This window comes from Novosphingobium rosa NBRC 15208 (assembly GCF_001598555.1).
GTDB classification, from domain to species: domain Bacteria; phylum Pseudomonadota; class Alphaproteobacteria; order Sphingomonadales; family Sphingomonadaceae; genus Novosphingobium; species Novosphingobium rosa.
In genome coordinates this window covers 1-23,493 of the sequence record NZ_BCZE01000076.1, presented here as the reverse complement: position 1 = coordinate 23,493, position 23,493 = coordinate 1, and the positions used below count along the sequence as shown (strand labels likewise).

Genomic DNA, 23,493 nt, shown 5'->3' with positions numbered 1-23,493 from the left:
TCCCTCAAAGCGCCTTTGGGCAGCCCGGTTTGGGCAAGGACAGCGCGGGATTGGTCAGAAAACCCTGATCGGTCAGCGCGGCAAGAAAAGCCTCGATCGCCGCCTGATCGGGGGCGGCATAATGCAGGCCATGGCGGGCGATGGCAGCGGCCAGAGTCGGGCTGGCGCCATCGTGGAAATAGGGTGCTGTCACCATCACATTGCGCAAAGACGGCGTGCGGAAAGCGCCCTTGTCCTCCACCTTGCCGGTGATCTCGAAGACACCCAGATCGCGCGGCTGGGGGGCTTCCAGCGCGTGAAAGCGCAGATCGGTGAAGTCCGGCCCGGCATGGCATGCGGCACAATCGCGGCGGATGATCTTCTGCCCCGCGCGCGCCTGAGCGGACAACACCCCTTGGTCATAGGGACTGCCGCGCGAGATCAGCATGGCCTCGAAACTGCCCAGCGCCTCCGCCATGCGGTCATAGGTCAAAGCGCCATCCGTGGCGGGAAAAGCCTGCGCGAACAGCATGCGATAGCAGGGATTGGCCGAGAGGCGCTTGATGATCTCGCCCTCCTGACCCTTCATCCCCATTTCCACCGGATGCGTGCCCAGCACCGGCACCGAAACCTGCCCCGCCAGCGTCGTCTGGCGCGGATCGGCCCATGTCAGCGGCGAGAACAGCCCCACATTGCCCAGCCCCGGCACATTGCGCCGCCCCGGTTCGTCAGTGACGCCGGGATGGGTGCGGTTGCCATCGGCAAAGGCATGGAACTGCTCATGGCAGGTGGCGCAGGCCATGGTGCCATCGCGCGAGAGGTCGGCATCATAGAACAGGCGGTGGCCCAGCTCGACTCGCGCCGTGTTTTCACTCTGGTGCAATTGTCCGGCCAGCGCTGTCGTGCCCAAAGTCAGCAGCGCCAGCGCCAGCAGCCTCACACCTTTCACGGCAGGGCGACGGCCAGCACGCGGATCGTGTCGGCGCCATTGGCCGAGACCTGCACCGTGTAACGCCCCGGCTTCAGCGCGAAATCGACCATCTTGCGGATGCCGCTGCAGTCCGGCCCATGGCCATGCGCCACCGAGCGCTGCGCGCCATCGGCCCCCACCACATCCAGCCACGCCCCCGAGGACAGCGCGATGCGGTAATTGCCCGCCTGAGCCACCTCCAGCGCCATCACCCCGCCATGGCTGACCGAGCCGCCCGGCTTCTCCGGCTGCAGGGGATAGGTCACCGCAGGCGTGGGCAGCAAGGCGATCTGTGCCGCCTGTCCGAGTTTCAGCAGCGCGGCATGTGCGCCATCGGCCCCGGCGGTCAGCGGCGCGGGGCTGACCCAAGGCGCCAGCGCACCGGTGGGGGTCACAGGTCCGGTGCAGACCGGCGCGGCGGCCGGCATGCCGGCATCCTGAGCCCACAAAGGAGCAGCCAGCATCAGGCAGCCAGCGGCCAGCGGGGTGAGGGAAATGCGCATCGAACCTCCGAAAACAGGCCAAGCTGTTGTTCCTTTGGTTCATAAAGCAGAGCGGGGTGAAAAGGCCATAGTCAGCCACAAGAAAGATGCCCCGCAACAGGCCCCATACCTTGGTCTGTCCGACCCGGACTTTAGGCTGGAGGCGGCTTGTTTTCACGCCCCATGAAGCGCAGGCCTGACTCCATAAGATGATCGCTTGAGGAGTGCCGTTTCGTGACCCGTATCGCCAATCCCGCCCTGCGCGCCAAAGTCACCAGCGCCGCGCAAGCCGCCGCCATGATCCGCCCCGGCGACACGGTGGGGATGAGCGGCTTCACCGGCTCGGGCTATCCCAAGGCCGTGCCCATTGCGCTGGCCGAGCGCATCGAGGCAGCCCATGCCGCCGGAGACGACTTCCGCGTCCGCGTCTGGACGGGCGCCTCGACCGGCCCCGAACTGGATGCGGCGCTGGCCAAGGTGGACGGCATCGAATTCCGCCTGCCTTACAATTCGGACCCCATCGCCCGCGAAAAGATCAACAGCGGCCAGATGGATTACTTCGACATGCATCTGAGCCAGGTCGCGCCGATGGCGTGGCAGGGTTTTCTGGGCAAGCTGGATGTTGCGCTGGTCGAGGTGGCGGGGATCAACCCCGATGGCTCGCTGATTCCCTCCTCCTCGGTGGGCAACAACAAGACATGGCTGGACCGCGCCGACAAGGTCATCCTTGAGGTCAACAGCTGGCAGTCCCCCGCGCTGGAGGGCATCCACGACATCTATTACGGCACCCAGCTGCCCCCGCAGCGTGTGCCCATCCCCCTGCTGCGCGCCGACGACCGCATCGGATCGAACTATTTCACCGTCGATCCCGCCAAGGTGGTGGCCGTGGTGGAAACCGACGCGCCGGACCGCAACCTGCCCTTCAGCGCGCCCGATGCCTCGGCCAATGCCATCGCCGCCCATCTGATGGACTTCTTCGCCCATGAGGTGAAGGTGGGCCGCATGCCGGTTAATTTGCTGCCCCTGCAGTCGGGCGTGGGCAACATCGCCAATGCTGTGCTGTCCGGGCTGGTTGATAGCCCCTTCACCAACATGACCAGCTTCACCGAGGTCATTCAGGACGGCATGATCGACCTGCTCGACACCGGCAAACTGCGCATGGCCTCGGCCACCGCCTTCTCGCTCAGCCCCGAGGCGGCGGCGCGGGTGAATGCCGATATGGCCCGCTACCGCGACAAGATGATCCTGCGCCCGCAGGAAATCAGCAACCACCCCGAGCTGATCCGCCGCCTGGGCTGCATCGCCATGAACGGCCTGATCGAGGCCGACATCTATGGCAACGTCAACTCGACGCATGTGATGGGCAGCCGCATCCAGAACGGCATCGGCGGCAGCGGAGACTTCGCCCGCAACGCCTATGTCTCGATCTTCATGACGCCCAGCACGGCCAAGGGCGGCAAGATCAGTGCCATCGTGCCTCAGGCTTCCCACGTGGATCATATCACGCAGGACGTGCAGGTGATCGTCACCGAGCAGGGGCTGGCGGATCTGCGCGGGCTTTCGCCCCGCCAGCGGGCGCAGGTGATCATCGCCAATTGTGCGCACCCGACCTATCGCCCGATGCTGGAAGATTATTACGCGCGGGCCTTGAAGGGATCTTACGGGTTGCAGAGCCCGTCTCTGCCCGGTGAGGCCTTGAGCTGGCATCAGCGGTTTATTGAAACAGGGTCGATGCTTTAAGGTTTGGAATAAAAGAGAGAATGCGAGGGTGTTACACCCTCGCGCTCCCTTTAGTGTCTACGTGGCGCATCGGGTTCGGCGTTGCGCCCAGCTTGCCGCGCCGCAGGCAGGAAAAACTGATGCCTGCGGCGCCTTGAGTTGCGCAAGTGGAGAGCCGGGGCGCGTCATTTCGGCGCCACCACCCTTGCGTCGGAAGACGTCATGGGAGCGCGAGGGGGTAACCCCCTCGCATCATCCTTCTAACTTGCCCAAACCCTTAACCCCCGCCACAACACCCAAATGATCCTCCTCAACGACGACCCGACCGACCTGCCCATGCCCGATGGCGTGATGCGCACCCATGTCTTCCGCCCGGCGGTAGAGGGCCGCTTCCCCGGCGTGGTGCTCTATTCCGAGATCTATCAGGTGACGGCCCCCATCCGCCGCTTGGCCGCCTTTATCGCGGGCCATGGCTATGTTGTGGCCGTGCCGGAGGTCTATCACGAATATGAGGCCCCCGGCACGGTGCTGGCCTATGACCAGCCCGGCACGGACCGGGGCAACGATCTGAAATTCACCAAGCCGGTGGCCGGTTACGATGCCGATGCCCGCGCCGTGCTGGATTTCCTGCAGAACCATCCGGCCTGCACCGGGCGGCTGGCCACTGTGGGCGTTTGCCTTGGCGGGCATCTGGCCCTGCGCGCGGCGCTTGACCCGCGCGTGCAGGCCAGCGCCTGCTTCTATCCCACCGATGTCCATTCGGACACGCTGGGGCAGGGCAAGAATGACGACACGATGGCCCGGCTGGCCGAGCTGAAGGCCGAAACGCTGTTCGTCTGGGGCAGGCAGGATCCGCATGTGCCCTTCGCCGGGCGCGAGGCGATCCGCGCGCGGCTGGAGGAGGTTGGCGCGCGTTATGAGTGGCATGAGGTCAATGGCGCCCATGCCTTCCTGCGCGATGAGGGCTATCGCTATGATCCCGCGCTGTTTGTGCAGACCACAGGCTGGATGCTGGACCTGTTTGCGCGGGTGCTGAACCGGAGCGGGCAGGCGTAACGGATAAGGGGCGGCTTTCTGCCACCGGGCAAGGCTGGGGTATTTGAGCCATTGGCGCCGGGAGCGCACCGTGCATGGTGCGCGGGACTGACACGAAAGGGATTCCATGCGGCGGCACCTGTTTTCCACCATCGCCCTTGCCAGCCTGATGGTGGCCGGCGCGGCAGAGGCTCAGACCTCTACGCCCGCCGCTGCTCCGGGGCCGGGGGAGGCACCCAAGGTCACCGCGCTGTGGGCGGTGGTGAAGGAGCTGGCCGACGACAGCTATCAGGGCCGCGGCGCCGGATCGCCCGGCTATGATCGCGCGGCGGCCTGGCTGGTGAAGCAGTTGCAGGCCATCGGACTGGAACCGGCGGGCACCAATGGCTTTTACCAGCCCGTCGATCTGGTGGCCCAGCGCTTCGATGCCGCCGCCAGCCACGCCCAGCTGCTGAGCGGCACGGGTGCGGTTCCGCTCGCCATGCCGCTGTCTGTGCCGAACGACCTCTATTTCCGTGGCGCGCATGCCATGCCGGTCGATCTGACGGCGCCCATGGTCTTCGCGGGCTATGGCCTCTCCATGCCCGATGTCGGCCATGACGATTTCGCCGGGATCGATGTGAAGGGCAAGATCGTGGTGGTGGTGCCGGGCGGGCCGGAGAATGTCTCGGGATCGCGCAAGGCCAATGCCCGCAGCGAGCGCACCGCCATTCTGGCCAGGCTGGGCGCCGTGGGCCTGATCCAGCTTGCCACCCCCAAGCAGACGGAAATCCCCTGGGCGCGCCAGATCGGTCTTTCGGCCCGCCCATCGCTGATGCTGAAGGACGATGGGCTGCGCGATGTGGCGGCGCCTTTCCTCGCCGCCTCGTTGAACCCCGCCAAGGCCGAGGCCCTGCTGGCCGGATCGGGCCATAGCTTCAGCGAACTGGCCGCGCTGGCCGACTCATCCGCCTCCCTGCCGCATTTCGATCTGGCGACGCGCCTCTCCACCCATATCGCCGCCACGCAGACGGTGCTGCACAGCGCCAACATCGTCGCCCGCCTGCCGGGCAGCGACCCGGTGTTGAGCAAGCAGAATGTGGTGATCTCCGCGCATCTCGACGGGTTGGGCGTGGGCGAGCCGGTGAAGGGCGACGCCATCTACAATGGCGCGCTGGACAATGGCGTCGGCGTGGCCAGCGCCCTGACCATCGCCCGCGACCTGAAGGCCGGAAAGCGCCCGCGCCGCTCGGTGCTGTTCCTCTTCCCCACAGCGGAGGAAGGCGGCCTGCTGGGCTCGCGCTATTTCGCGATGCGCCCCAGCGTGCCCAAGGCCTCTCTGGTGGCCGATATCAATTTCGATATGCCGCTGCCGATCTTTCCTCTCACCAGCGTGACGCCCATCGGTTACGAGGAAAGCTCGCTGGGCAAGGATGCGGCGGCGGTCTCGGCGAAGCTGGGCCTGCCCATCGTGCCCGATCCCTTCCCCGACCGGAACGTCTTCATCCGCAGCGACCAGTACAGCTTTATCCGCGCTGGCGTGCCCTCGCTGTTCATGAAGCTGGGCTTCAAGCGCGATACGCCTGAGGCCGAGGTGGAAAAGGCATGGCGCGCGGGGATTTATCACTCGCCGCGCGATGACGCGAACCAGCCGGTGATCCGTCCGGTGGCGGCTGCTTTCGCGGATTACGTCACGGCGGTGGTGCGGCATGTGGCGGATGCCGCGGCCCGGCCCGCGTGGAACAAGGATAGTTATTTCGGGCGGTTTTCAGGGAAATAAGGAAGAGAGAATGCGAGGGTCATAACCCTCGCGCTCCCTTTAGTGTCTGCGTTGCGCATCGGGTTCGGCCTTGGAGCAACGTTGCGGCGCCGCATGCTTTAAGTCCCAGTGCAGCCTATCGATATTCCCTGCCTGCGGCGCTTTAAGCGGCGCAGGTGAAGAGGCTGGGCGCTACAATTCGGCGCTGCTGCCCGTGCGTCGGAAGACGTTTTGGGAGCGCGAGGGGGTAACCCCCTCGCATCTACCTTACTGCTGCTTGGCCGTAGAACTCGAAAAAGGCCGAGCCGCTGCCGATGCACCCCAAGCCTTGTTTGGCTGGGCCTGCATGGTGAAACGGAGCTCCCCGCCGGAACGCACTTCCGCGTCCGTGATATAGCTGCGGGTCAGCGGCTGGCCGTTCAGCGTCACCTTGCCGACATAGGGATGCGCGTCGGACAGGCCGTCGGTCACCACGGTGAACTGCTTGCCGTTGGGCAGGGTGATCGCCGCGCGCGACACGAAGGGCCGCCCGATCACATACTGATTCGAGCCGGGCGCGACGGGATAGAAGCCCAGCCCGGTGAACACCAGCCAGGCCGACATCTGGCCAAGGTCATCATTGCCGGCCAGACCCTCGGGCGTGGGCTTGTACTGGCTGTCGACGATCTGCTTCAGGCGGGCCTGCGTGCGCCACGGCGCCCCGGCATAGGCGTAGAGATAGGCGACATGGTGGCTGGGCTCATTGCCGTGGATATACTGGCCGATAAGGCCCGCGATGTCCTCGGCGTGGCTGTAATCCACTTTCGAATTGTCGAAATCGAACATGGCGTCGAGTTTGGTGATGGTTTTGGCGTCGCCGCCGAGGATCTTGAACAGACCGGCCTGATCCTGCGGGGCGAACCAGCTGTATTGCCAGGCGTTGCCCTCGGTGTAGTCCGATCCGTAGTTGATGGCGGTGGGGTCGAAGGGGGTGCGGAAGGAGCCATCGGCCTTGCGGGCGCGCAGCCAGCCGGTTTTGACATCGAAGCTGTTGCGCCAGTTGTTGGCGCGCTTTTCGAAGGTGGCGGCGATGTCGGCGCGGCCCATCTTGCGGGCCATCTGGGCGATGGTCCAGTCGTCGAAGGCATATTCGGCGGTTTTGGAGGCGGCTTCCGGCTCACGGTCGATGGGGACGTAGCCCAGCTTCATATAGTCGCCGAGGCCACCATATTGCGCATGGGTGGCGCTGGCGACCATGGCATCGAGCGCGGCATTGGCATCAAAGCCCTTGAGGCCCTTGAGATAGGCGTCGGCGATCACCGGTACGGCGTGATAGCCGATCATGCACCAGGTCTCGCGGCCCGCGAATTGCCAGACGGGCAGGATGCCATCGGGGCTGTATTTCTGGCTTTCGACCAGAGAGTTGACCACATCGGCGGTGGTCTGTTCGGGCTGAATCAGGGTGAGCAACGGATGCTCGGCGCGGAACGTGTCCCACAGGGAAAAGGTCGAGCGGAAGGTGAAGCCCTTGGCCTGATGCACCTGATCGTCCGGCCCGCGGTAGCGGCCATCGACGTCGCTCCAGACGCTGGGTGCCAGCAGGCTGTGGTAGAGCGCGGTGTAGAGGTTGCGGCGCATGGCCTCCGGCGCCTCGATCTGCACGGCGCCCAGCGCCTTGGCCCATGCGGTGTCGGTCTGGGCGCGGATGGCGTCGAAATTGCCCTGCTCGCTTTCCAGATTGGCGATGGCGCCTGCTTCGTCCACGCCCGACAGTGCGACCTTCACCTCCAAAGGCCCGCTGATTGTGCCGAAATCCAGCGATGCCTCCAGCGCCTTGCCTAGCTTTTCGGAGAGATCGGCGCTGGTGCGGCCCGGGCCCTTGAAGCCGCGATAGGGCACATTGGCGTCGCGGTCGATCAGCTCATGGCCGACCAAAGGCGCGGAAAAGCGCATGGCGAAGAACAGCTTGCGGCCCGGCGCCCAGCCTCGGGTCTCGCGAAAGCCGGTCAGTGTGCCATCGGGATGCAGATGCAGGCCCGACCACAACACCTTACCGGGATAGTTGTAGAGCGAGGTCCGCAGATCGATCACCAGCCGCGCATGGGTGCCGGGCTGGAAGGTGTAGCGATGCACGCCGACGCGGGTGCCGGTGGTCATCTCGGCGCGAATGTTGTTGTCCGCCAAAGTCACCGCGTAATAGCCGGGGTGGGCGACTTCGGTGCTGTGCGAGAAGCGGCTGCGATAGCCGGAACCGGGAACCTTGGGATCGCCCGGATCGAGTTTCACCTCACCGGCTTGAGGCATGACCAGAAGATCGCCCAGATCGGAATGGCCCGCGCCCGAGAAATGGGTGTGGGAGAAGCCCTGAATCGTCGGATCGTCGTAACGATAGCCCGCCGCATGGCCGTAGCAGGCGCGGATTTCGCAGCTGGTGTCGGTATCGGGCGAAAGCTGCACCATGCCGAAGGGCGCGCTGGCGCCGGGGAAGGTGTGGCCTTCGCCCCCGGTGCCGACCATCGGGTCGGCGGCCTCATTCGGTGTGGGCTCCCCGGCATGCAGCGCCAGAGGGGAGCAGGACAGGGCGAGGGCCAGAGCGGCGCGCAGGGGGGAGCGAAGCATCGGGGCAGACTAGGCTGCCCTGACATCGCTGTCCAAGGGCGTTTTGCCGATCAGGCGATCAGCGCGTCTTCCACATGATCGCCATTGTAGCGGGCCTCGTCCAGCAGGCCCTCGCGGCGGGCGACGATGGTGGGGATCAGGATCTGACCCGTCACATTCACCGCCGTGCGGCCCATATCGAGGATGGGGTCGATGGCCAGCAGCAGGCCCACGCCCTCCAGCGGCAGGCCCAGCGTGGAGAGGGTGAGCGTCAGCATCACCACCGCGCCGGTGACGCCGGCGGTGGCCGCCGAACCCAGGACCGAAACCGCCACGATCAGGCCATACTGCAAGGGCGCCAGCGTGATGCCGTAGAACTGCGCGATGAAGATCGCGGCGACGGCGGGATAGACCGCCGCGCAACCATCCATCTTGGTGGTGGACGCGATGGGCACGGCGAAGGAGGCATAGGCGCGCGGCACGCCCAGCTCTTCGGCAGCCACTTCAGCCAGCGGCAGGGCGGCGGCGGAGGAGCGCGAGACGAAAGCCAGCTGCATCGCGGGCCACGCCTTGGCGTAGAACCGGCGCGGCGACAGCCCATGCGCCGCCAGCAGCCCCGGATAAACCACGCCCACCACCAGCGCGAGGCCCAGATAGAGCGCTCCGGCAAACAGGCCGAGGCGGGAGAGCGTATCCCAGCCATACTGCACCACCGCATTGCCGATCAGCGCCGCCGTGCCGATGGGGGCAAGGCGGATGACCCAGCCCAGCAGCTTGCGCAGCACCACCAGCAGGTCGCTGGTCCAGCCCAGAAAGCGCTGCCCGGCCTCACCGGAGTGCAGCGCCGCGCTGCCGATGGCCAGAGCGATCACCACCACCTGCAGGATGTTGAAATCCACCGCCGTGCTGGCGCTGGCGCCATCCACCTTGGTGCTGGCGGCCAGACCCAGAATGTTGGCGGGGATCAGGCCCTTGATAAAGTCCAGCCAGCTGCCGACGGTATGCGGCTGGGCGGCATCAGTGGCGACGGCGCCGCTGTGCAGGCCGGGTTGCAAGGTCAGGCCCAGGATGATGCCGATGCTGACGGCGATCAGCGCGGTGATAGCGAACCACAGGAAGGTCTGCGCCGCCAGACGCGCCGCATTGTTCAACTCGCCAAGACGCGCCACGCTGGCGACGATGGCGGCAAACACCAGCGGCGCCACCGTGGCGCGCAGCAGAGTGATAAAGCTGGAGCCGACCAGATTCAGCGCCATGGCCAGCGGATGGCTCTTGTCGCCCGGGTGAGCGCCCGTCGCCCGCGCCAGCAGGCCCAGTGCCAGACCCACGGCAATCGCCGCGATGATCTGAAAGGCAAAACCGCGCCTTTTGGGCGCGGGGCGGGGGGCGGTGGTCTGGTTCACTTGCGGACTTTCACGGTGTTGCGACGTTTATGGTGTGATGGTTCAGGCGAAAGGATCGGTGGTCTCGATGTCCACGCTGGGTTTGACCTGCCTCACCTGACTGCCCGGGGCGATGCTGCGGGTCAGCCAGACGTTGCCGCCGATCACCGATCCCGCGCCGATGGTGATCCGGCCCAGAATGGTGGCCCCGGCATAGATGGTCACGTCATCCTCGATGATGGGATGGCGGGCGATATCCTTCACCAGATGGCCGTCGGCGTCCTGCGCGAAGCTGCGCGCGCCCAGCGTGACCGCCTGATAGAGCCGCACCCGGCGCCCGATGATCGCCGTCTGGCCGATCACCACGCCGGTGCCATGGTCGATGAAGAAGCTCTCGCCGATGGTGGCGCCGGGGTGGATGTCGATGCCGGTGCGCGAATGGGCGATCTCGGCGATGATGCGCGCCACCAGCGTGGCGCCGCCCAGATACAACTCATGCGCCAGACGGTGATGGATCACGGCGGTGACGAAGGGATAGCACAGCAGGATTTCATCGACGCTGCGCGCGGCGGGGTCTCCGGCGAAGGCGGCCTCCAGATCGCTGTCGAGCAGGCGGCGGATCTCGGGCAGGCGCTGCGCAACCTGCGCGATGATGCGGCGGGCGCGGTCGTGATGGTCGGTGGAGGGCTTGCAGCCCTCGCGCACGTAAGCCAACTCCATCGCCACCTGACGCGCCAGCAGCGGCAGCGCGGTGCGCAGCGAGGCGGCGACGAAGGCGTCCTCATTGTCGACCGTCAGGTCCGAGGGGCCAAGGCGCATGGGGAACAGCGCCGCCGAAAGCGTTTCCACCACATGGGCCAGCGCGTGGCGCGAGGGGAAGCCATGCGCGCCATAATCCAGATCGCCCGCGCGCCCTTCGCAGGGCAGGCGCCCGCGCCAGCCCTTGCGGGCATCGCGCAGGGCATGGGTGATGGCGGTCAGGTCGAAGCCGTCCTCCTGCGCCGAGCCGTCAAGGCCAGTCACCGCGGGGGAGTCTTCCGTCGCAAGGGCGAAGGGCGAGGCGGGGTGCGGAGTCATGGAAGCCTATATGGGGGAGGTGCGATCACAATCCCAGCCTCTGCCAGAACTCTTCGGGCTCGATCTGGGTTCCGTGCCGCGCTGCGGCGGCGTGATCGCCGCGCCATGAGGGATGGGGCAGCGGCGGCACGGGAGCAGGTCGGCCCGCATGGCGGGCAAGGGCGAAGGGATGGTGAGGCATGATTCCGGTTCCTTTCAAGGCAGTCAGACAGATCGAGACGCGTTTCGCGCTGGGCCCCGAAACTGGCCGAAAAGGCCGGAATTCCTTGGGTTCGCACGCTTTAGCGGTTGATGACGCGGAGCAAGCTGACACGAGGATCAAAAGCCGCGGCCCGATCCGCAGGCCTTGCGTGGAGGAGAAGGCCTGCGGATCGGACATGGTTTCTCTACTGAATGAGTTGAGTTAAATCACGCAAGACCTGCTGCCTGTGGTGCAAGAAAATCTATGCCGGTCAGCCCTGCCCAAACCGGCGCTTTGCGCAGGCCAACAAAGTCTAGTCCCTCGGCCCGGCTTTCCTCATTGAGCCGCCGCGCCAAAGCTGGCTATGGTTTGGCGATGGCCCGTTCCGTCACGATTCCGCAGCTTCGCCCTGTTTCCGGTCGCTCCGCATGAGCGGCGATGCGCTGATCATCCGCCATGTGCCGCATGAAGGCGTGGCCGGTTACCGCGCGCCGATCGAGGCCGCCGGCTTCAAGGTCGATCGCATCGATGTCACCGATCCGGCTTTTTCCACCCTCGATCTGTGCGGGCCCGATCTGCTGATCATGATGGGCGGTCCGATGGGTGTCTATGAACAGGCGCAATATCCGTGGATCACCTGCCAGTTGAAGCAGCTGGCGCGGCGGCTGGCGGCGGATCGCCCTACGCTGGGCGTGTGCTTCGGCGCGCAGATGATCGCGGCGGCGCTGGGCGCGGATGTCTATGCCGGGCCGCGCAAGGAGGTGGGGTTCCATGCCGTGACGGTGCATGATCCGGCCAGCCCGCTGCGCCATCTGGCCGATGTGCCGGTGCTGCACTGGCATGGCGACACTTTCACCCTGCCCGAGGGGGTGGAGTTGCTGGCCTCCAGCCATGTCTACAAGCATCAGGCCTTTCGCCGGGGGCCCAATCTGCTTGCCCTTCAGTTCCATGCCGAAATGGGGCTGGACCCGCGTTTCGACGCCTGGATCGCGCAATGGCCCGAAAGCGTGGTGGAGGCCGGTGGCACAGAGGCCGATTTGCGTGCTGCCCATGCCCTGCATGGCCCCAGCGCGGTAGCGGCGGGTCAGGCGATGATCCGCGAATGGCTGACGGGGCTGAAGGTCTAAACCTCAGCCCCGCCCGTCTTGCTTACCAGATCTTCGCGCGCTTGTCGGGCGCGATGTACATCTTGTCGCCCGGCTTCACGTCCCAGGCCTTGTACCAGCCATCGACATTGGGCAGCGGGCCCAGCACGCGGAACCGCGCCGGGCTGTGCGGATCGACCGCCACCTGATTGCGCAAGGCATCCTCACGCTGCAGTGCGCGCCAGTTCTGGGCATAGGCCAGGAAGAAGCGCTGATCGCCGGTGAGGCCATCCAGCACCGGGGCAGGCTTGCCGCCCAGCGCGGTGTGATAGGCATCGAGCGCCACCTGAATCCCTGCGAAATCGGCGATGTTCTCACCCATCGTCTGCTCGGGCTTGAGGAAGGCGCCGGGGGCGGCTTCGAAGCGGCCATATTCCTCGCCGAAGACTTTGGTTTCGGCCTCGAAGCGCCTGGCGTCCTCGGCGGTCCACCAGTCGCGCACCGCGCCGGTGTCGTCGATGCGACGGCCCTGATCGTCGAAGCCGTGGCTGATCTCATGGCCGATGATCGCGCCGATGCTGCCGTAATTGACGGCATCATCGGCGTCGGGGTTGAAGAAGGGCGGCTGCAGAATGCCCGCCGGGAAGACGATCTTGTTCTCGCCCCCGCCATTGTAGGCGTTCACCGTCTGAGGCGTCATGCCCCATTTCTTGCGGTTCACCTTCTTGCCGAGGTCTTCCAGATCATAGGCCTCGTTGAAGGCGGCGGCGCGCTCGACATTGCCGTAGAGATCGCCCGCATCCACCTTCAAGCCGCTGTAGTTGCGCCAGAAGTCCGGATAGCCGACCATCACGTCCATCTTGGACAGCTTGGTGATGGCGGCCTGTTTGGTGGGGGCGCTCATCCAGCTGTTGGTCTCGATGCGATGGGCCATGGCGCTCTTCAGATTGGCGACCAGCACCTCCATCTTGGCCTTAGCCTCGGGGGTGAAGTGGCGCGCCACATAGACCTGCCCGACCAGCTCACCGAGCGAACCGTTGACCAGATCGATGCCGCGCTTCCAGCGGGGGCGGTTCTCGCTCACCCCGGCCAGCGTCTTCACATAGGCGAAGCGGCTGTCGACCATCGCCTTGTTGAGATAGGGCGCGGCCTGATCGGCGATATGGAAGGCTTGCCACAGCTTCAGCGTGGCCAACGGCGTATCGGCATAAAGCTTGGCCAGCCCCTTGATCGCGGTGTTGGGCCCCACGATCATGCGCTGCTGCGGGCCGACCTTCAGCCCTGCGAACCACGCCTTCCAGTCCAGACCCGGCGCATGGCTGGCCAGCTGGGCGGTGGAATAGGGGTTGTTGGTGCGGGTGAGATCGCGCTGAGAGGCCTGATCCCAATGGATTTTCGCGATCTGGGTCTCAAAGGCGAGAATCGCATCGGCGCCCGCCGCCGGATCGCTCTGGCCCACGGCGGTCAGCACGCGCTGGACATAGGCGCGATAGGCCTCGCGCTGGGGCTTGAACTGGTCGTTGAGGTAATAGTCGCGATCGGGCAGGCCCAGACCCGACTGGTCGATATAGAGCACGTTCACTTCGGCATTGGCCGTGTCCGGCCCCACGGAACCGGCGATCAGCGTGCTGCCGAAGCGGCTTTGGGTTTCGCCCATGAAGCGGGCGAAGGCGCTTTTGTCGGGCAGGGCCTTGACCAGCGCCAGATCGGCCTGAAGCGGCTTCAGCCCGATGGTTTCCAGCCGCGCCTCATCCATGAAGCTGGTGTAGAGCGCGCCGATCTGGCTGTCCTTGGGGGCGGCGGTGATGATGTCGCGCACCTGCGCCTGCACCGCCTCGCTCAGATTGTAGAAGGTGCCGGTCGAGGGGCGGTCGGCGGGGATGGTGGTGCGCTTTTTCCAGCTGCCGCTGGCATAGTCGTCGAAATCGTCGCCCGGCTTGACCGAAAGATCGCGCGCCGAAAGATCGACACCCCAGGCCGATGCGCTGGCCGCCGGGGTGGAGGCGGCAGGCGGCGCGGGCGCCGGAGCAGTCTGGGCCATCAGCGGCGCGGAAAGAGTGAATAAGGCGACGGAGGCGAGAAGCCTGAAACTATGGGGCAAATCATGTCTCCAGCTGAAAGGGCGCGGAAGCGCCAGCGCTGATGCCGGACGGAAAATATTCCGGCGATGAAACAAGATTGCGTGAGGACTGGCGGCCTGTCAATCGGACAGGCCGCCACCTTGTTCAGCTGTCAGTGCCGATCGTGTTCGGTCTTTTCATACTCGTCTTCGATCCGCTTGGGCGGATCCTGCCATGTCGACCAGGGCATGGTCTTGTGCAGTTCATCGGACCAGCGCTCCACCCAGTCGATGCCGTCCTTGCCGGTGTAGGGATCGCGGGTGCGATAGGCCGGGTCTTTCAGCGCCTGTTCCAGCGTGACGGGTTTCAGGCGGCGGCGCTGCAGGATCTGCGCCAGCGCCTCGAAACTGTCGGCGTTGAGGCGCGTGTCATGCAGCAGCATCACATAGGCGATCTGCCGCCCGAACACCGCATGGGCCGCGCGCTGATACCAGCCGATCGTCCGCTCGGTATAGGCGAGATATTCGCGCTGGACCTGCAGGCGGCGCGGCTCGTCATGGCGATAGATGGCATCGTCATAGACCTGCGCGAATTCCCAGTCATCGGCATCGATGGTGACCGGGGCGATGGTGTAGCCATGGCTGGCCAGCCAGCTGTCGATGGCGTCCTTCACCGGGCCGGGCGATCCGGTCTCCAGATAGGGATGGCGGAAATAGCGCATGGTCTTGCCGTGCTGGGCCAGCAGGGCTTTGGTCACCGGCTCGCCCTTGGCGATGTCGGCGGTGTAGCGCTCGGCGCCCAGATCGTTGGGCGATTCATGGCTGTAGGTGTGGTTGCCCAGATCCATCCCCGCATCCAGCCAGCGCTTCACATTGGCGATCTGCTGGTTGCGCGTTGGGCGGTCCAGCTTGCTTTCATTGACGAAGCCGATGGCCGGGAAATGATGCTTCTTCAGCCCGCGCAGCAGCATAAGGTTGATGTAATCGAGATAGGGCTGATCGGCGGTGAGGCTGAGGCCGGGCAGATCGTCGAAGGTCAGCGCGACCGTGCCCATGGCGGCAGGCGGCGTGAAGGTTTCGGCTTCGCGGGGATGCTCCGGTTCGCGCGCGGGCTGCGCGGCATGTGTGGGCTGTGCGGCATGGGCGATGCAGCCTGCCGATGCGAGAGCGGCGGCCAGAACCAGTCTGCTGATTGTGGGGAACGAAATCATGATCCATCCGTAGTTCAAGATGAAGCGACCATAAGCCGCCATCCGCCACCATCAAGCCATGACGGTGTTACAGTATGGATGAATGGAAAAAAGTCGGGAAAACTGGGTCCGCGGATCGCGGATCGGTCGCGCGTTGCTTAGTCGCGCATGGCGAGGCGAACGCTCTCGTCCTTGGGGGCGCTGTTGTAGATGAAGCCGAAAGCGGGCGTGGCGCGCAGGCCCAGAGCGTGGATCGGGGCGTACCACACGCGCACTTCGCTCCAGTCGCCATTGGCCGAAACGTCTTCGGCCAGAGCGGCATGCTCGATCATGCCGGGGCGCGACCAGTTGGCGTGGTCAAGCATCACGTGGCGGGCATCGACGATCTTGGTGACGGTGGCGACATGGCCCGAGCGCATCGCGTGGGTCGCACGAAACGCCAGAACCGAACCTTCGCGGGGGGTGTTGCCACGAGCGTAAACGCCGTTGGCCTGCGCCCACCAATCCTTGGCATCGCCATGCAGCTCGATGCCGGAAATCTCACGAGCATAAGGAGCGCACTGCGTGTGGGCCTGGGCGGGAAGGGCGGCGGTAAGACCGGCTGCGCCCGCGATAACCATGACAATGTTGCGCAAGTTCTTGATTGCACCGAAGAAGTTACGCGACACGCCGAAATCCCTTGTTAACCACCGACCCCGGCGATGCAGTCTTGTTAGCGGTTTGTGCGGTGCGGGACAGCCCCCGCGCTGGGCAGTCATCGTGTTTGAACAACGGTTCATCGGCTCGTCGAAAACGCGCCGAGTTGAGCTGTGGCCGGGGTGTCGCAGTGTGGCTTTGTTGCGTTGCGGTATGGCCACAGGGGGTGTTGTGAACAAGGAGTGAAGAGAAAATGAGAGGGCCATAAGCGTGCGCTTGTCGCATGCGACAAGCTAAGGCGCCCTCGCGCTCCCGTTAATGTCTGCGTTGCGCACCGGGTTCGGCGTTGAGAAAGCTCGCCACGCCGCAGGCGTTAAATCGCCCGCACAGCCCATTTTTTGGGATAATCTGCCTGCGGCGCTTCGCCTTGCGCTGGTGGAGAGGTTGGGCGCTTACTGCTCTATCGTCGGAAGACGTCATGGGAGCGCGAGGGGGTAACCCCCTCGCATCTTTCTTCTTTCTTGGCCCCTACAGTGCTAAAACCACCCCATGACCGCGAGGCGTCGAAAAATTCCGCTATGGAAGCTGGTGGGCGGCGGAGCGGTGCATGCGGTGGTGCCGGCCTATCTGCTGGCGCTGGGGGTGGATGGCTGGCGCTTTGCCACTCAGACGCATGGCGGGCTGGACCTATGGCTGGCCCATGTGCCGGGTATGAGCGGCTGGTTTCTGGCGCTCTATGGCGCGGTTGGGCTGGGCGCGACGGGTCTGGCGGCGCTGGCGGACCGGTTCACGGCGGAACCCTTAAACACGGGTGATCAGGCGGAAGCTCAGGCTGCGCACAACCTGCGTCAGGCTCTGGCGCGCGGGCGCGGGGCCTTCGGGCCAGAGGGCGATGCAGCGCTGGATCGCATCGCGGGCCTGCGTCCTGATCTGGGCGATTCGGCGACGCAAGCACTGCTGCGCGACCTCTCCGCCATGGTCGAGGCCGGGCGCGGCGCCGTGCAGGCGGAGGACGCCGTATCCCTGCGCGAGCTAAGCGCCGCCGCCTTGACCCGCATCGCCGCCGCCCTTGAGCAGCAGGCGCGCGATCAGGCCAGGCAGGCTCAGGATAAGGCGCTGGTCATGGCCACCTATGTCGAGGCGCGCTACGGTGAAGACAAGATATAAGATTACCTGAAATACGACCAAAGTAGAGACTCCGATTTTACTGGAATCGCTATTTGAACAGTCGTAAATGAAAGGTGGCCGCTCAACCTTGGCGGCTTTCAAAAAGACACCACAGGATGTCATCCCCCATGCAAAACGTCATCACGCTCGGCGGCACCGCCGGGCTAGGCTTGTTTGTGTTCGTGCTTTTTCTGGTTTCGCGCATGGTGCGCTATGTCGGCAACAACCGGGTTGCCGTGGTCGAAAAGCTGTGGAGCCGTGCCGGATCGGTGAGCGCTGGCCTGATCGCTCTGGAAGGCGAGGCCGGTTACCAGCCCGATGTGCTGCGCGGCGGCTTCCACTTCTTCTTCCCCTTCCAGTACCGCATTCACTCGCAGTCGCTGGTCACCATCCCGCAGGGGCAGATCGGCTATATTTTCGCGCGTGACGGTGCGCCGCTGGGCCCCACCCAGACGCTGGCCAGCAATGCCGCCACCGCCGATTTCCTCGATGTGCGCGCCTTCCTGACGCATGGCGGGCAGAAGGGGCCGCAGCGCACCATCTTGCGTGAGGGCACCTATGCCATCAACACCGCGCAATTCGTGGTGCTGACGCGTGAGCAGATCCATGGCCTGATGCTGAACTACAGCGATGGCGAGCTGTTCAACCAGATGCAAAACCTGATCGCCGGGCGGAATGGCTTCGAGGCAGTGGTGATCCGCGATGCCTCGGACCAGATCGGCATCGTCACCGTGCATGACGGCCCGGCGCTGACCGCCGACCATATTATCGCGCCGGAAGTGGGCACCGATCAGAAGCAGAGCGCCAGCTTCCACAACTCCTTTCAGGACCCGGAAAAGTTCATCGCGGCGGGTGGCCGACGCGGTCGTCAGCTGCAGGTGCTGGTCGAGGGCAGCTATTTCATCAACCGGCTGTTTGCCACGGTGGAGATGGTCGGCAAGACCATCATCGAGGTCGGCCATGTCGGCGTGGTGATCAGCTACACCGGCGCCGATACGGGCGACACCTCGGGCGAGGATTACCGCCATGGCGAGCTGGTGGCGCGCGGATCGCGCGGCGTGTGGAGCGAGCCTTTGCTGCCCGGCAAATATGCCTTCAACACCTATGCGGGCAAGATTCTGATCGTGCCCACCACCAACTTCATCCTCAAGTGGCAGAGCGACATCACCGGGCAGCACAAGTTCGACGAGAATCTGTCGGAAGTCTCGCTGATCACCCGCGATGCCTTCGAACCCAATCTGCCGCTCTCGGTGGTGGTGCATATCGATTACCGCAAGGCGCCGCTGGTGGTGCAGCGCTTCGGCGACATCAAGAAGCTGGTCGAGCAGACGCTGGACCCGATGGTCTCGGCCTATTTCAAGAACATCGCCCAGAAGAAGACGCTGATCGAGCTGCTTCAGGAACGCAGCGACATTCAGCTTCAGGCCAGCGAGGAGATGCGCGCCAAATTCCTCGGCTACAATCTGGAGCTGCAGGAGGTGCTGATCGGCACGCCCCGCGCCACGGGTGGCAACGACCAGATCGAGAAGGTGTTGCAGCAGCTGCGCGAACGTCAGGTCGCCGAGGAACGCGTGACCACCTATGAAAAGCAGCGCATCGCCGCCGAAAGCGAGAAGGCGCTGCGTGAGGCGCAGGCGCGCGCCGATCAGCAGACCTCGATCACCCAGTCCGAACTCTCGATCATCGTGCGCGAGAATGAGGGCAAGGCCAGCCTGAAGATGGCGACTCAGGCCGCCGAGCAGACCCGCATGCAGGCCCGCGCCGAATCCGACCGCGTGCGCACCATCGGTGAGGGCGAGGCCGCGCGCATGGTGGCCATCGCCAGCGCCGAGGCCGAGCGCATCACCAAGACCGGTCTCGCCACCGCCGAAACCATCGCCCGTCAGGCCGAGGCTTCGGGCGGCGCGCGCTATCAGCTGACCCGTCAGGTGGTCGAGCGGCTGGCCGAGGCGCTGGAGAAGTCGGGCGTGGACATCGTGCCCCGCATCCAGATCCAGACCGGCGCGTCTGGTGGCGAGGGTGGCGCGCTGGGCGCGGGGGCCAATCCCATGGCGGCGCTGATCGGTATGCTGCTCTCTGAAAAGGGCGAGGCGATGCTGGAAAGCCGCGAGGCCGCCGCAGGCAAGCGCGAGGCCGAGCAGCCGGCCGCGTAATCCCGCGAAATCCGGTCTGGCAAGGAAGGAGAGGGCGTTCTTGCGGGCGCCCTCTTTTTTATGGGAATTTTATGTTCTAATACGAGCATCTCCGATGGCCCCGGTTGCCATGCGTCCAGTCCTTTGGGGTAGAGGAATGACGGATGGTGACTTTGTCTCATGACATGTAAAGCCCCGGGACTGTTCGGCCCCCGCCGCGAAGGATGACCGTTTGCGCCCCCTGTTGCTTTCCTGTGTTGCCATGATCAGCCTGCCCGGCGCGGCGCTGGCCCAGAGCCAGCCTGCGGCCCCGGCTCAGGACAAGCCCGCAAGCACGCCTGAGCATACCGCCCCTGAACACACCATCGTGGTCACCGCCCGCCGTCTGGATGAGGCGCGGGCCGCCATTCAGCCTGCGCTGGGCGCTGATTCCTATGGGGTCAGTCAGGCGGCGATTCAGGCCTTGCCCGGCGGCGACAACCAGCAGTTCAACCAGATCCTGCTGCAGATCCCCGGCGTTTCGCAGGATGGCGGCGGGCAGTTCCATGTGCGGGACGATCACGCCAATCTGCAATATCGCGTCAACGGCACGATCCTGCCTGAAGGGTTGGCGGTCTTCGGCCAGACGCTGTCGCCCCGGCTGATCGACCATTTCGCCCTGCTGACCGGCGCTCTGCCCGCGCAATATGGGCTGCGCACGGCGGGCGTGATGGACATCACCACCAAGAGCGGCATGTTCGCCAAGGGCGGTGAGGTTTCGCTCTATGGCGGCAGCCATGGTTCGATCAACCCCAGCTTCGATTATGGCGGTTCCTCGGGGAACACCAATTACTTCGTCTCGGGCGATTTCAAGCACAACAGGCTGGGGATCGAGAGCGTTGATGGCAGCTCCACCCCGCTGCATGACAAGACCGATCAGGGGCAGGCTTTCGCCTATATCGACCATATTCTCGACCCCGACAATCGCATCAGTTTTCTGGGCGGTTTCGCCAACCAGCATTTCCAGATCCCCAATCCGCGCGGGCTTTCCGCCGCACAGACCGGGCCGGGCTATGAGGTGGGTGGCCAGAGCGATTACCTCTCCGACAATCTCAACGAGCAGCAGCTGGAGCGCACCGGCTTCGGGCAGCTGGCCTGGCTGCGCCACACCGGCGCGCTGACGTTGCAGACCTCGGTGGCGGCGCGCTATTCGGAGCTGATCTATCGCCCCGATGTCACCGGGGAGCTGCTGTTCAACGGCACGGCGCAGAATGCCTTCAAGAACGATCTGGCGCTCTCGGGCCAGATGGATGGCGTGTGGCGCGTCAGCCATGCGCATACGGTGCGCTTCGGCTTCTATGTGCAGCACGATCACGCCATCAGCCGCACCGGCACATGGGCTTTCCCCGTGGATGACAGCGGCGCGCAGACCGGCCAGCCGGTGGATATTCTCGACAACAGCGCCAGCAACGCCTGGACCACCAGCCTCTATCTGCAGGATGAGTGGAAGCTGGGCGATACCGTCACGGTCAATTATGGCGGGCGTTTCGACCGCTATGCCGCCTATCGCACCGAGAGCCAGTTCTCGCCGCGCGTGAACATGGTGTGGGAGCCGGCCACGCGCACCGCGATCCATCTGGGCTATGCCCGCTATTTCTCGCCCCCGCCGTTCGAACTGGTCGGCGGCACCAATCTGGCCAAGGTGGCGGGCACCAGCGCGGCGGCAAGCAACACGCTCGACACGACGCCCTATGCCGAGCGCCAGCATTATTTCGATGTCGGATTCGAGCAGAAGATCAAGGGTGGTTTCAGCCTGGGCATCGATGCCTATTACCGCCTCTCGACCAATCTGATCGATGAGGGCCAGTTCGGCGCGCCGATCATCCAGACGCCCTTCAACTACGCCAAGGGCCGCATCCGGGGCGTGGAGTTCAACACCAGCTACAACCATGGGCCATGGTCGATCTATGGCAACATCGCCATGGCGAAGGCGGAGGGCAAGGGCATCAGCTCCAGCCAGTTCAACTTCAGCGCGGCGGAACTGGCCTATATCGCCAACCACTACATCTATCTCGACCACGACCAGACCTACACCGGCTCGGCAGGCGTGAACTATGCCTTCAAGCAGGGCGCGATGAAGGGGCTGAAGCTGGGATCGAGCCTGATCTATGGCTCGGGCCTGCGCACGGCGGGCGTGGCGGCCGATGGCAGCGAGATCCCCAATGGCGCGCATCTGCCCGCCTATGCGCAGGTCAATCTGTCAGCCAGCTACAAGCTTGAGCGGCCCGGGGTGGAGCTGCGCTTCGACATCATCAATGTCGGCGATCATGCCTATCAGATCCGCGACGGTGCGGGTGTGGGCGTGGGCGCGCCGCAATGGGGCGCGCGCCGGGGCTTCTTTGTCGGGGTGACGAAAACGATCTGATCAGGCCCGCTCAGTCCGATCCGAACAGATCGCGGGTGAAGACCTTCTCCTCCACATCCCGGATGGCGGCGGCCATGCGGTTGGCGATGATAACGTCGCTGGCCGCCTTGAAGGCGGGCAGGTCGCGCATCACCTCCGAGCCATAGAACTCATCCTGCGCCATTTCCGGCTCATAGATCACCACCTTGATGCCCTTGGCCTTGATCCGCTTCATGATCCCCTGGATCGAGGACTGGCGGAAATTGTCCGATCCGGCCTTCATCGTCAGGCGGTAGACGCCCACCACCTTGGGCTTTTTGGCGATGATGAGGTCGGCCAGAAAATCCTTGCGGGTGCGGTTGGCGTCCACGATGGCGCGGATCAGATTCTGCGGCACGTCGGAGTAATTGGCCAGCAGCTGCTTGGTGTCCTTGGGCAGGCAATAGCCGCCATAGCCGAAGCTGGGGTTGTTGTAATGATCGCCGATGCGCGGATCGAGACCCACGCCATCGATGATCTGGCGCGTGTCCATGCCGCCGGCGATGGCGAAGCTGTCCAGCTCGTTGAAGAAGGCGACGCGCATGGCGAGATAGGTGTTGGCGAAAAGCTTGATCGCCTCGGCCTCGCTGGGATCGGTGAAGAGCATTTCCACATCCTGCTTCACCGCGCCCTCGCGCAGCAGATTGGCGAAGACCTCCGCCCGCTCTGACCGTTCGCCCACGATGATGCGTGAGGGGTAGAGATTGTCGTGCAGCGCCTTGCCCTCGCGCAGGAATTCGGGGCTGAAGATCACATTCTGCGTGCCCAGCCGCCGCCGCACATCCTCGATGAAGCCCACGGGGATCGTCGATTTGACGACGATGGTGGCTTGCGGGTTGGCCGCCGTGGCGATGCGGATCACCGCCTCGACCGAGGAGGTGTCGAAATGGCTGGTGTCGACATCGTAATTGGTGGGCGTGGCCACCACCACGAAATCAGCCCCCTCCAGCGCCTGCGCCGCATCCAGCGTGGCGGTGAGGTTCAAAGGCTTGCTGGCCAGAAACTCTTCCAGCTCGGAATCGACGATCGGCGCCTTGCGGGCGTTCAGCATGGCCACGCGGTCGGCGGAAATGTCGACGGCCACCACCTCATGATGCTGGGCCAGCAGCACCGCATTGGACAGGCCGACATAACCCAGGCCAAAAACAGCAATTTTCATGGGGGGCATACTCACGACAACCGGCGGCGGGACAGCGCCGTTTTCTTGCAGCTTCTCCCTTGCGTGATCGCCTGCCGCTGTCAACCGGGCCCGGTTTCGGCCCGTCGCGGCGTGCTTCGGGCTGTCGCCTGTTGCATTGCACCATCGCGTTGCACCATAGGAGAGGCCTGCTATGGATCGGCGCCCGGTCGCGGGGCTTTGTGTTGGCAAAGACTTGCGATAGAGCTATGATTTTACAATGCAGTCCTAGTCTTGCTTGGCAGGAGGAAACGGTGTCAGGGGGAAATGAGGTGGCCGCGCCGACGCAGACCATCGGCGGCCTCACCGTCACCAAGGCCACCTGCGCGCAGCTGGGCGCGATGATGCTGCATGATGTGCAGGCGGCGCGTGCCGGGGATTTGGCGCTGCCGCGTTTCGTCACCTCTGCCAATGGCAGCGTTGTTGCCTCTTATCATGCCGATCCGGCGCTGCGTGGCGTGATCGACCGCGCCGACATCATCGAT

The 23,493-nt window shown here is 64.7% G+C and carries 17 protein-coding genes and 1 pseudogene; 8 read left to right on the top strand and 10 right to left on the bottom strand.

The features are described from left to right. Positions 1-4: 4 nt before the first annotated feature. Both SR3_RS32260 and SR3_RS32255 read right to left on the bottom strand, forming a co-directional pair. Positions 5-928: a cytochrome-c peroxidase gene (locus SR3_RS32260; protein WP_218018882.1), complete on the bottom strand. Its 924-nt coding sequence runs from the start codon at positions 926-928 to the stop codon at positions 5-7. Next, positions 925-1,452 (bottom strand): hypothetical protein, encoded by a 528-nt coding sequence (locus SR3_RS32255; protein ID WP_068091728.1) that lies wholly within the window; start codon positions 1,450-1,452, stop codon positions 925-927. The genes SR3_RS32260 and SR3_RS32255 overlap by 4 nt, the downstream gene beginning before the upstream one ends. Positions 1,453-1,665: 213 nt before the next feature. Between SR3_RS32255 and SR3_RS24195 the strand changes: the two genes are divergently transcribed. The 3 genes from SR3_RS24195 (at position 1,666) to SR3_RS24185 (ending at position 5,944) form a co-directional block, all read left to right on the top strand. Then, the gene (locus SR3_RS24195) at positions 1,666-3,171 is read left to right on the top strand and encodes an acetyl-CoA hydrolase/transferase family protein (protein ID WP_068091727.1); all 1,506 of its coding nucleotides are present in this window, start codon (positions 1,666-1,668) and stop codon (positions 3,169-3,171) included. A gap of 279 nt (positions 3,172-3,450) precedes the next feature. Beyond that, positions 3,451-4,206 (top strand): dienelactone hydrolase family protein, encoded by a 756-nt coding sequence (locus SR3_RS24190; RefSeq protein ID WP_068091726.1) that lies wholly within the window; start codon positions 3,451-3,453, stop codon positions 4,204-4,206. A 148-nt stretch (positions 4,207-4,354) separates the two neighbouring features. Beyond that, on the top strand, positions 4,355-5,944 hold the full coding sequence (locus SR3_RS24185) for a M28 family metallopeptidase (protein WP_068091758.1): 1,590 nt from the start codon (positions 4,355-4,357) through the stop codon (positions 5,942-5,944). A gap of 246 nt (positions 5,945-6,190) precedes the next feature. Here the strand turns inward: SR3_RS24185 and SR3_RS24180 are convergent, their stop codons facing one another. The 4 genes from SR3_RS24180 to SR3_RS31595 all read right to left on the bottom strand — a co-directional run bounded on the left by SR3_RS24180 (position 6,191) and on the right by SR3_RS31595 (position 11,140). Next, the gene (locus SR3_RS24180; RefSeq protein WP_068091725.1) at positions 6,191-8,521 is read right to left on the bottom strand and encodes a GH92 family glycosyl hydrolase; all 2,331 of its coding nucleotides are present in this window, start codon (positions 8,519-8,521) and stop codon (positions 6,191-6,193) included. A gap of 50 nt (positions 8,522-8,571) precedes the next feature. Then, positions 8,572-9,903 carry a dicarboxylate/amino acid:cation symporter gene (locus SR3_RS24175; RefSeq protein WP_068091723.1) on the bottom strand — a complete coding sequence of 444 codons (1,332 nt, stop codon included), beginning with the start codon at positions 9,901-9,903 and terminating at the stop codon, positions 8,572-8,574. A gap of 42 nt (positions 9,904-9,945) precedes the next feature. Beyond that, positions 9,946-10,905 (bottom strand): serine O-acetyltransferase EpsC, encoded by a 960-nt coding sequence (gene epsC / locus SR3_RS24170; protein WP_245654079.1) that lies wholly within the window; start codon positions 10,903-10,905, stop codon positions 9,946-9,948. A 79-nt stretch (positions 10,906-10,984) separates the two neighbouring features. Next, positions 10,985-11,140: a hypothetical protein gene (locus tag SR3_RS31595; protein WP_157099084.1), complete on the bottom strand. Its 156-nt coding sequence runs from the start codon at positions 11,138-11,140 to the stop codon at positions 10,985-10,987. A 428-nt stretch (positions 11,141-11,568) separates the two neighbouring features. Here SR3_RS31595 and SR3_RS24160 point away from each other — a divergent pair, with 428 nt between their 5' ends. Continuing rightward, positions 11,569-12,267, top strand: coding sequence for a glutamine amidotransferase (locus tag SR3_RS24160; protein WP_068091714.1), 699 nt, complete (start codon positions 11,569-11,571; stop codon positions 12,265-12,267). 22 nt (positions 12,268-12,289) lie between these two features. Here SR3_RS24160 and SR3_RS24155 read toward each other — a convergent pair whose 3' ends face one another. From SR3_RS24155 to SR3_RS24145, 3 genes are all read right to left on the bottom strand, one after another. Beyond that, a complete protein-coding gene (locus tag SR3_RS24155; protein WP_068091754.1) occupies positions 12,290-14,266 on the bottom strand; it encodes a M13 family metallopeptidase in 1,977 nt (658 codons plus the stop codon). Between the two features lie 191 nt (positions 14,267-14,457). Next, positions 14,458-15,495, bottom strand: a complete 1,038-nt coding sequence (locus SR3_RS24150) for a polysaccharide deacetylase family protein (RefSeq protein ID WP_068091751.1) — start codon at positions 15,493-15,495, stop codon at positions 14,458-14,460. 137 nt (positions 15,496-15,632) lie between these two features. Further along, positions 15,633-16,142, bottom strand: coding sequence for a CHAP domain-containing protein (locus SR3_RS24145; RefSeq protein ID WP_407668203.1), 510 nt, complete (start codon positions 16,140-16,142; stop codon positions 15,633-15,635). Between the two features lie 517 nt (positions 16,143-16,659). Here SR3_RS24145 and SR3_RS24140 point away from each other — a divergent pair. The 3 genes from SR3_RS24140 (at position 16,660) to SR3_RS24130 (ending at position 21,813) form a co-directional block, all read left to right on the top strand. Further along, entirely contained in the window at positions 16,660-17,277 is a 618-nt protein-coding gene (locus SR3_RS24140) for a hypothetical protein (RefSeq protein WP_157099083.1), read from the top strand. A gap of 128 nt (positions 17,278-17,405) precedes the next feature. After that, positions 17,406-19,430, top strand: a complete 2,025-nt coding sequence (locus SR3_RS24135; protein ID WP_068091705.1) for an SPFH domain-containing protein — start codon at positions 17,406-17,408, stop codon at positions 19,428-19,430. 241 nt (positions 19,431-19,671) lie between these two features. Further along, entirely contained in the window at positions 19,672-21,813 is a 2,142-nt protein-coding gene (locus SR3_RS24130) for a TonB-dependent receptor (RefSeq protein WP_068091703.1), read from the top strand. A 10-nt stretch (positions 21,814-21,823) separates the two neighbouring features. Here the strand turns inward: SR3_RS24130 and SR3_RS24125 are convergent, their stop codons facing one another. Then, the gene (locus SR3_RS24125) at positions 21,824-22,990 is read right to left on the bottom strand and encodes a nucleotide sugar dehydrogenase (protein ID WP_068091745.1); all 1,167 of its coding nucleotides are present in this window, start codon (positions 22,988-22,990) and stop codon (positions 21,824-21,826) included. A 272-nt stretch (positions 22,991-23,262) separates the two neighbouring features. On the opposite strand from SR3_RS24125, the pseudogene SR3_RS24120 reads away from it, so the two are divergent. Beyond that, positions 23,263-23,493, top strand: a pseudogene (locus SR3_RS24120) (WecB/TagA/CpsF family glycosyltransferase); the annotation flags it as partial.

Bases quoted from the DNA above. Each gene is read 5' to 3' on its own strand.
- SR3_RS24190 (WP_068091726.1), top strand. From the start codon at position 3,451: ATGATCCTCCTCAACGACGACCCGACCGACCTGCCCATGCCCGATGGC.
- SR3_RS24160 (WP_068091714.1), top strand. From the start codon at position 11,569: ATGAGCGGCGATGCGCTGATCATCCGCCATGTGCCGCATGAAGGCGTG.
- SR3_RS24185 (WP_068091758.1), top strand. From the start codon at position 4,355: ATGGTGGCCGGCGCGGCAGAGGCTCAGACCTCTACGCCCGCCGCTGCT.
- SR3_RS24155 (WP_068091754.1), bottom strand. From the start codon at position 14,266: ATGGCCCAGACTGCTCCGGCGCCCGCGCCGCCTGCCGCCTCCACCCCG.
- SR3_RS31595 (WP_157099084.1), bottom strand. From the start codon at position 11,140: ATGCCTCACCATCCCTTCGCCCTTGCCCGCCATGCGGGCCGACCTGCT.
- SR3_RS24130 (WP_068091703.1), top strand. From the start codon at position 19,672: ATGATCAGCCTGCCCGGCGCGGCGCTGGCCCAGAGCCAGCCTGCGGCC.
- SR3_RS24135 (WP_068091705.1), top strand. From the start codon at position 17,406: ATGCAAAACGTCATCACGCTCGGCGGCACCGCCGGGCTAGGCTTGTTT.
- SR3_RS32255 (WP_068091728.1), bottom strand. From the start codon at position 1,452: ATGCGCATTTCCCTCACCCCGCTGGCCGCTGGCTGCCTGATGCTGGCT.
- SR3_RS24180 (WP_068091725.1), bottom strand. From the start codon at position 8,521: ATGCTTCGCTCCCCCCTGCGCGCCGCTCTGGCCCTCGCCCTGTCCTGC.
- SR3_RS24150 (WP_068091751.1), bottom strand. From the start codon at position 15,495: ATGATTTCGTTCCCCACAATCAGCAGACTGGTTCTGGCCGCCGCTCTC.
- SR3_RS24125 (WP_068091745.1), bottom strand. From the start codon at position 22,990: ATGAAAATTGCTGTTTTTGGCCTGGGTTATGTCGGCCTGTCCAATGCG.
- SR3_RS24140 (WP_157099083.1), top strand. From the start codon at position 16,660: ATGACCGCGAGGCGTCGAAAAATTCCGCTATGGAAGCTGGTGGGCGGC.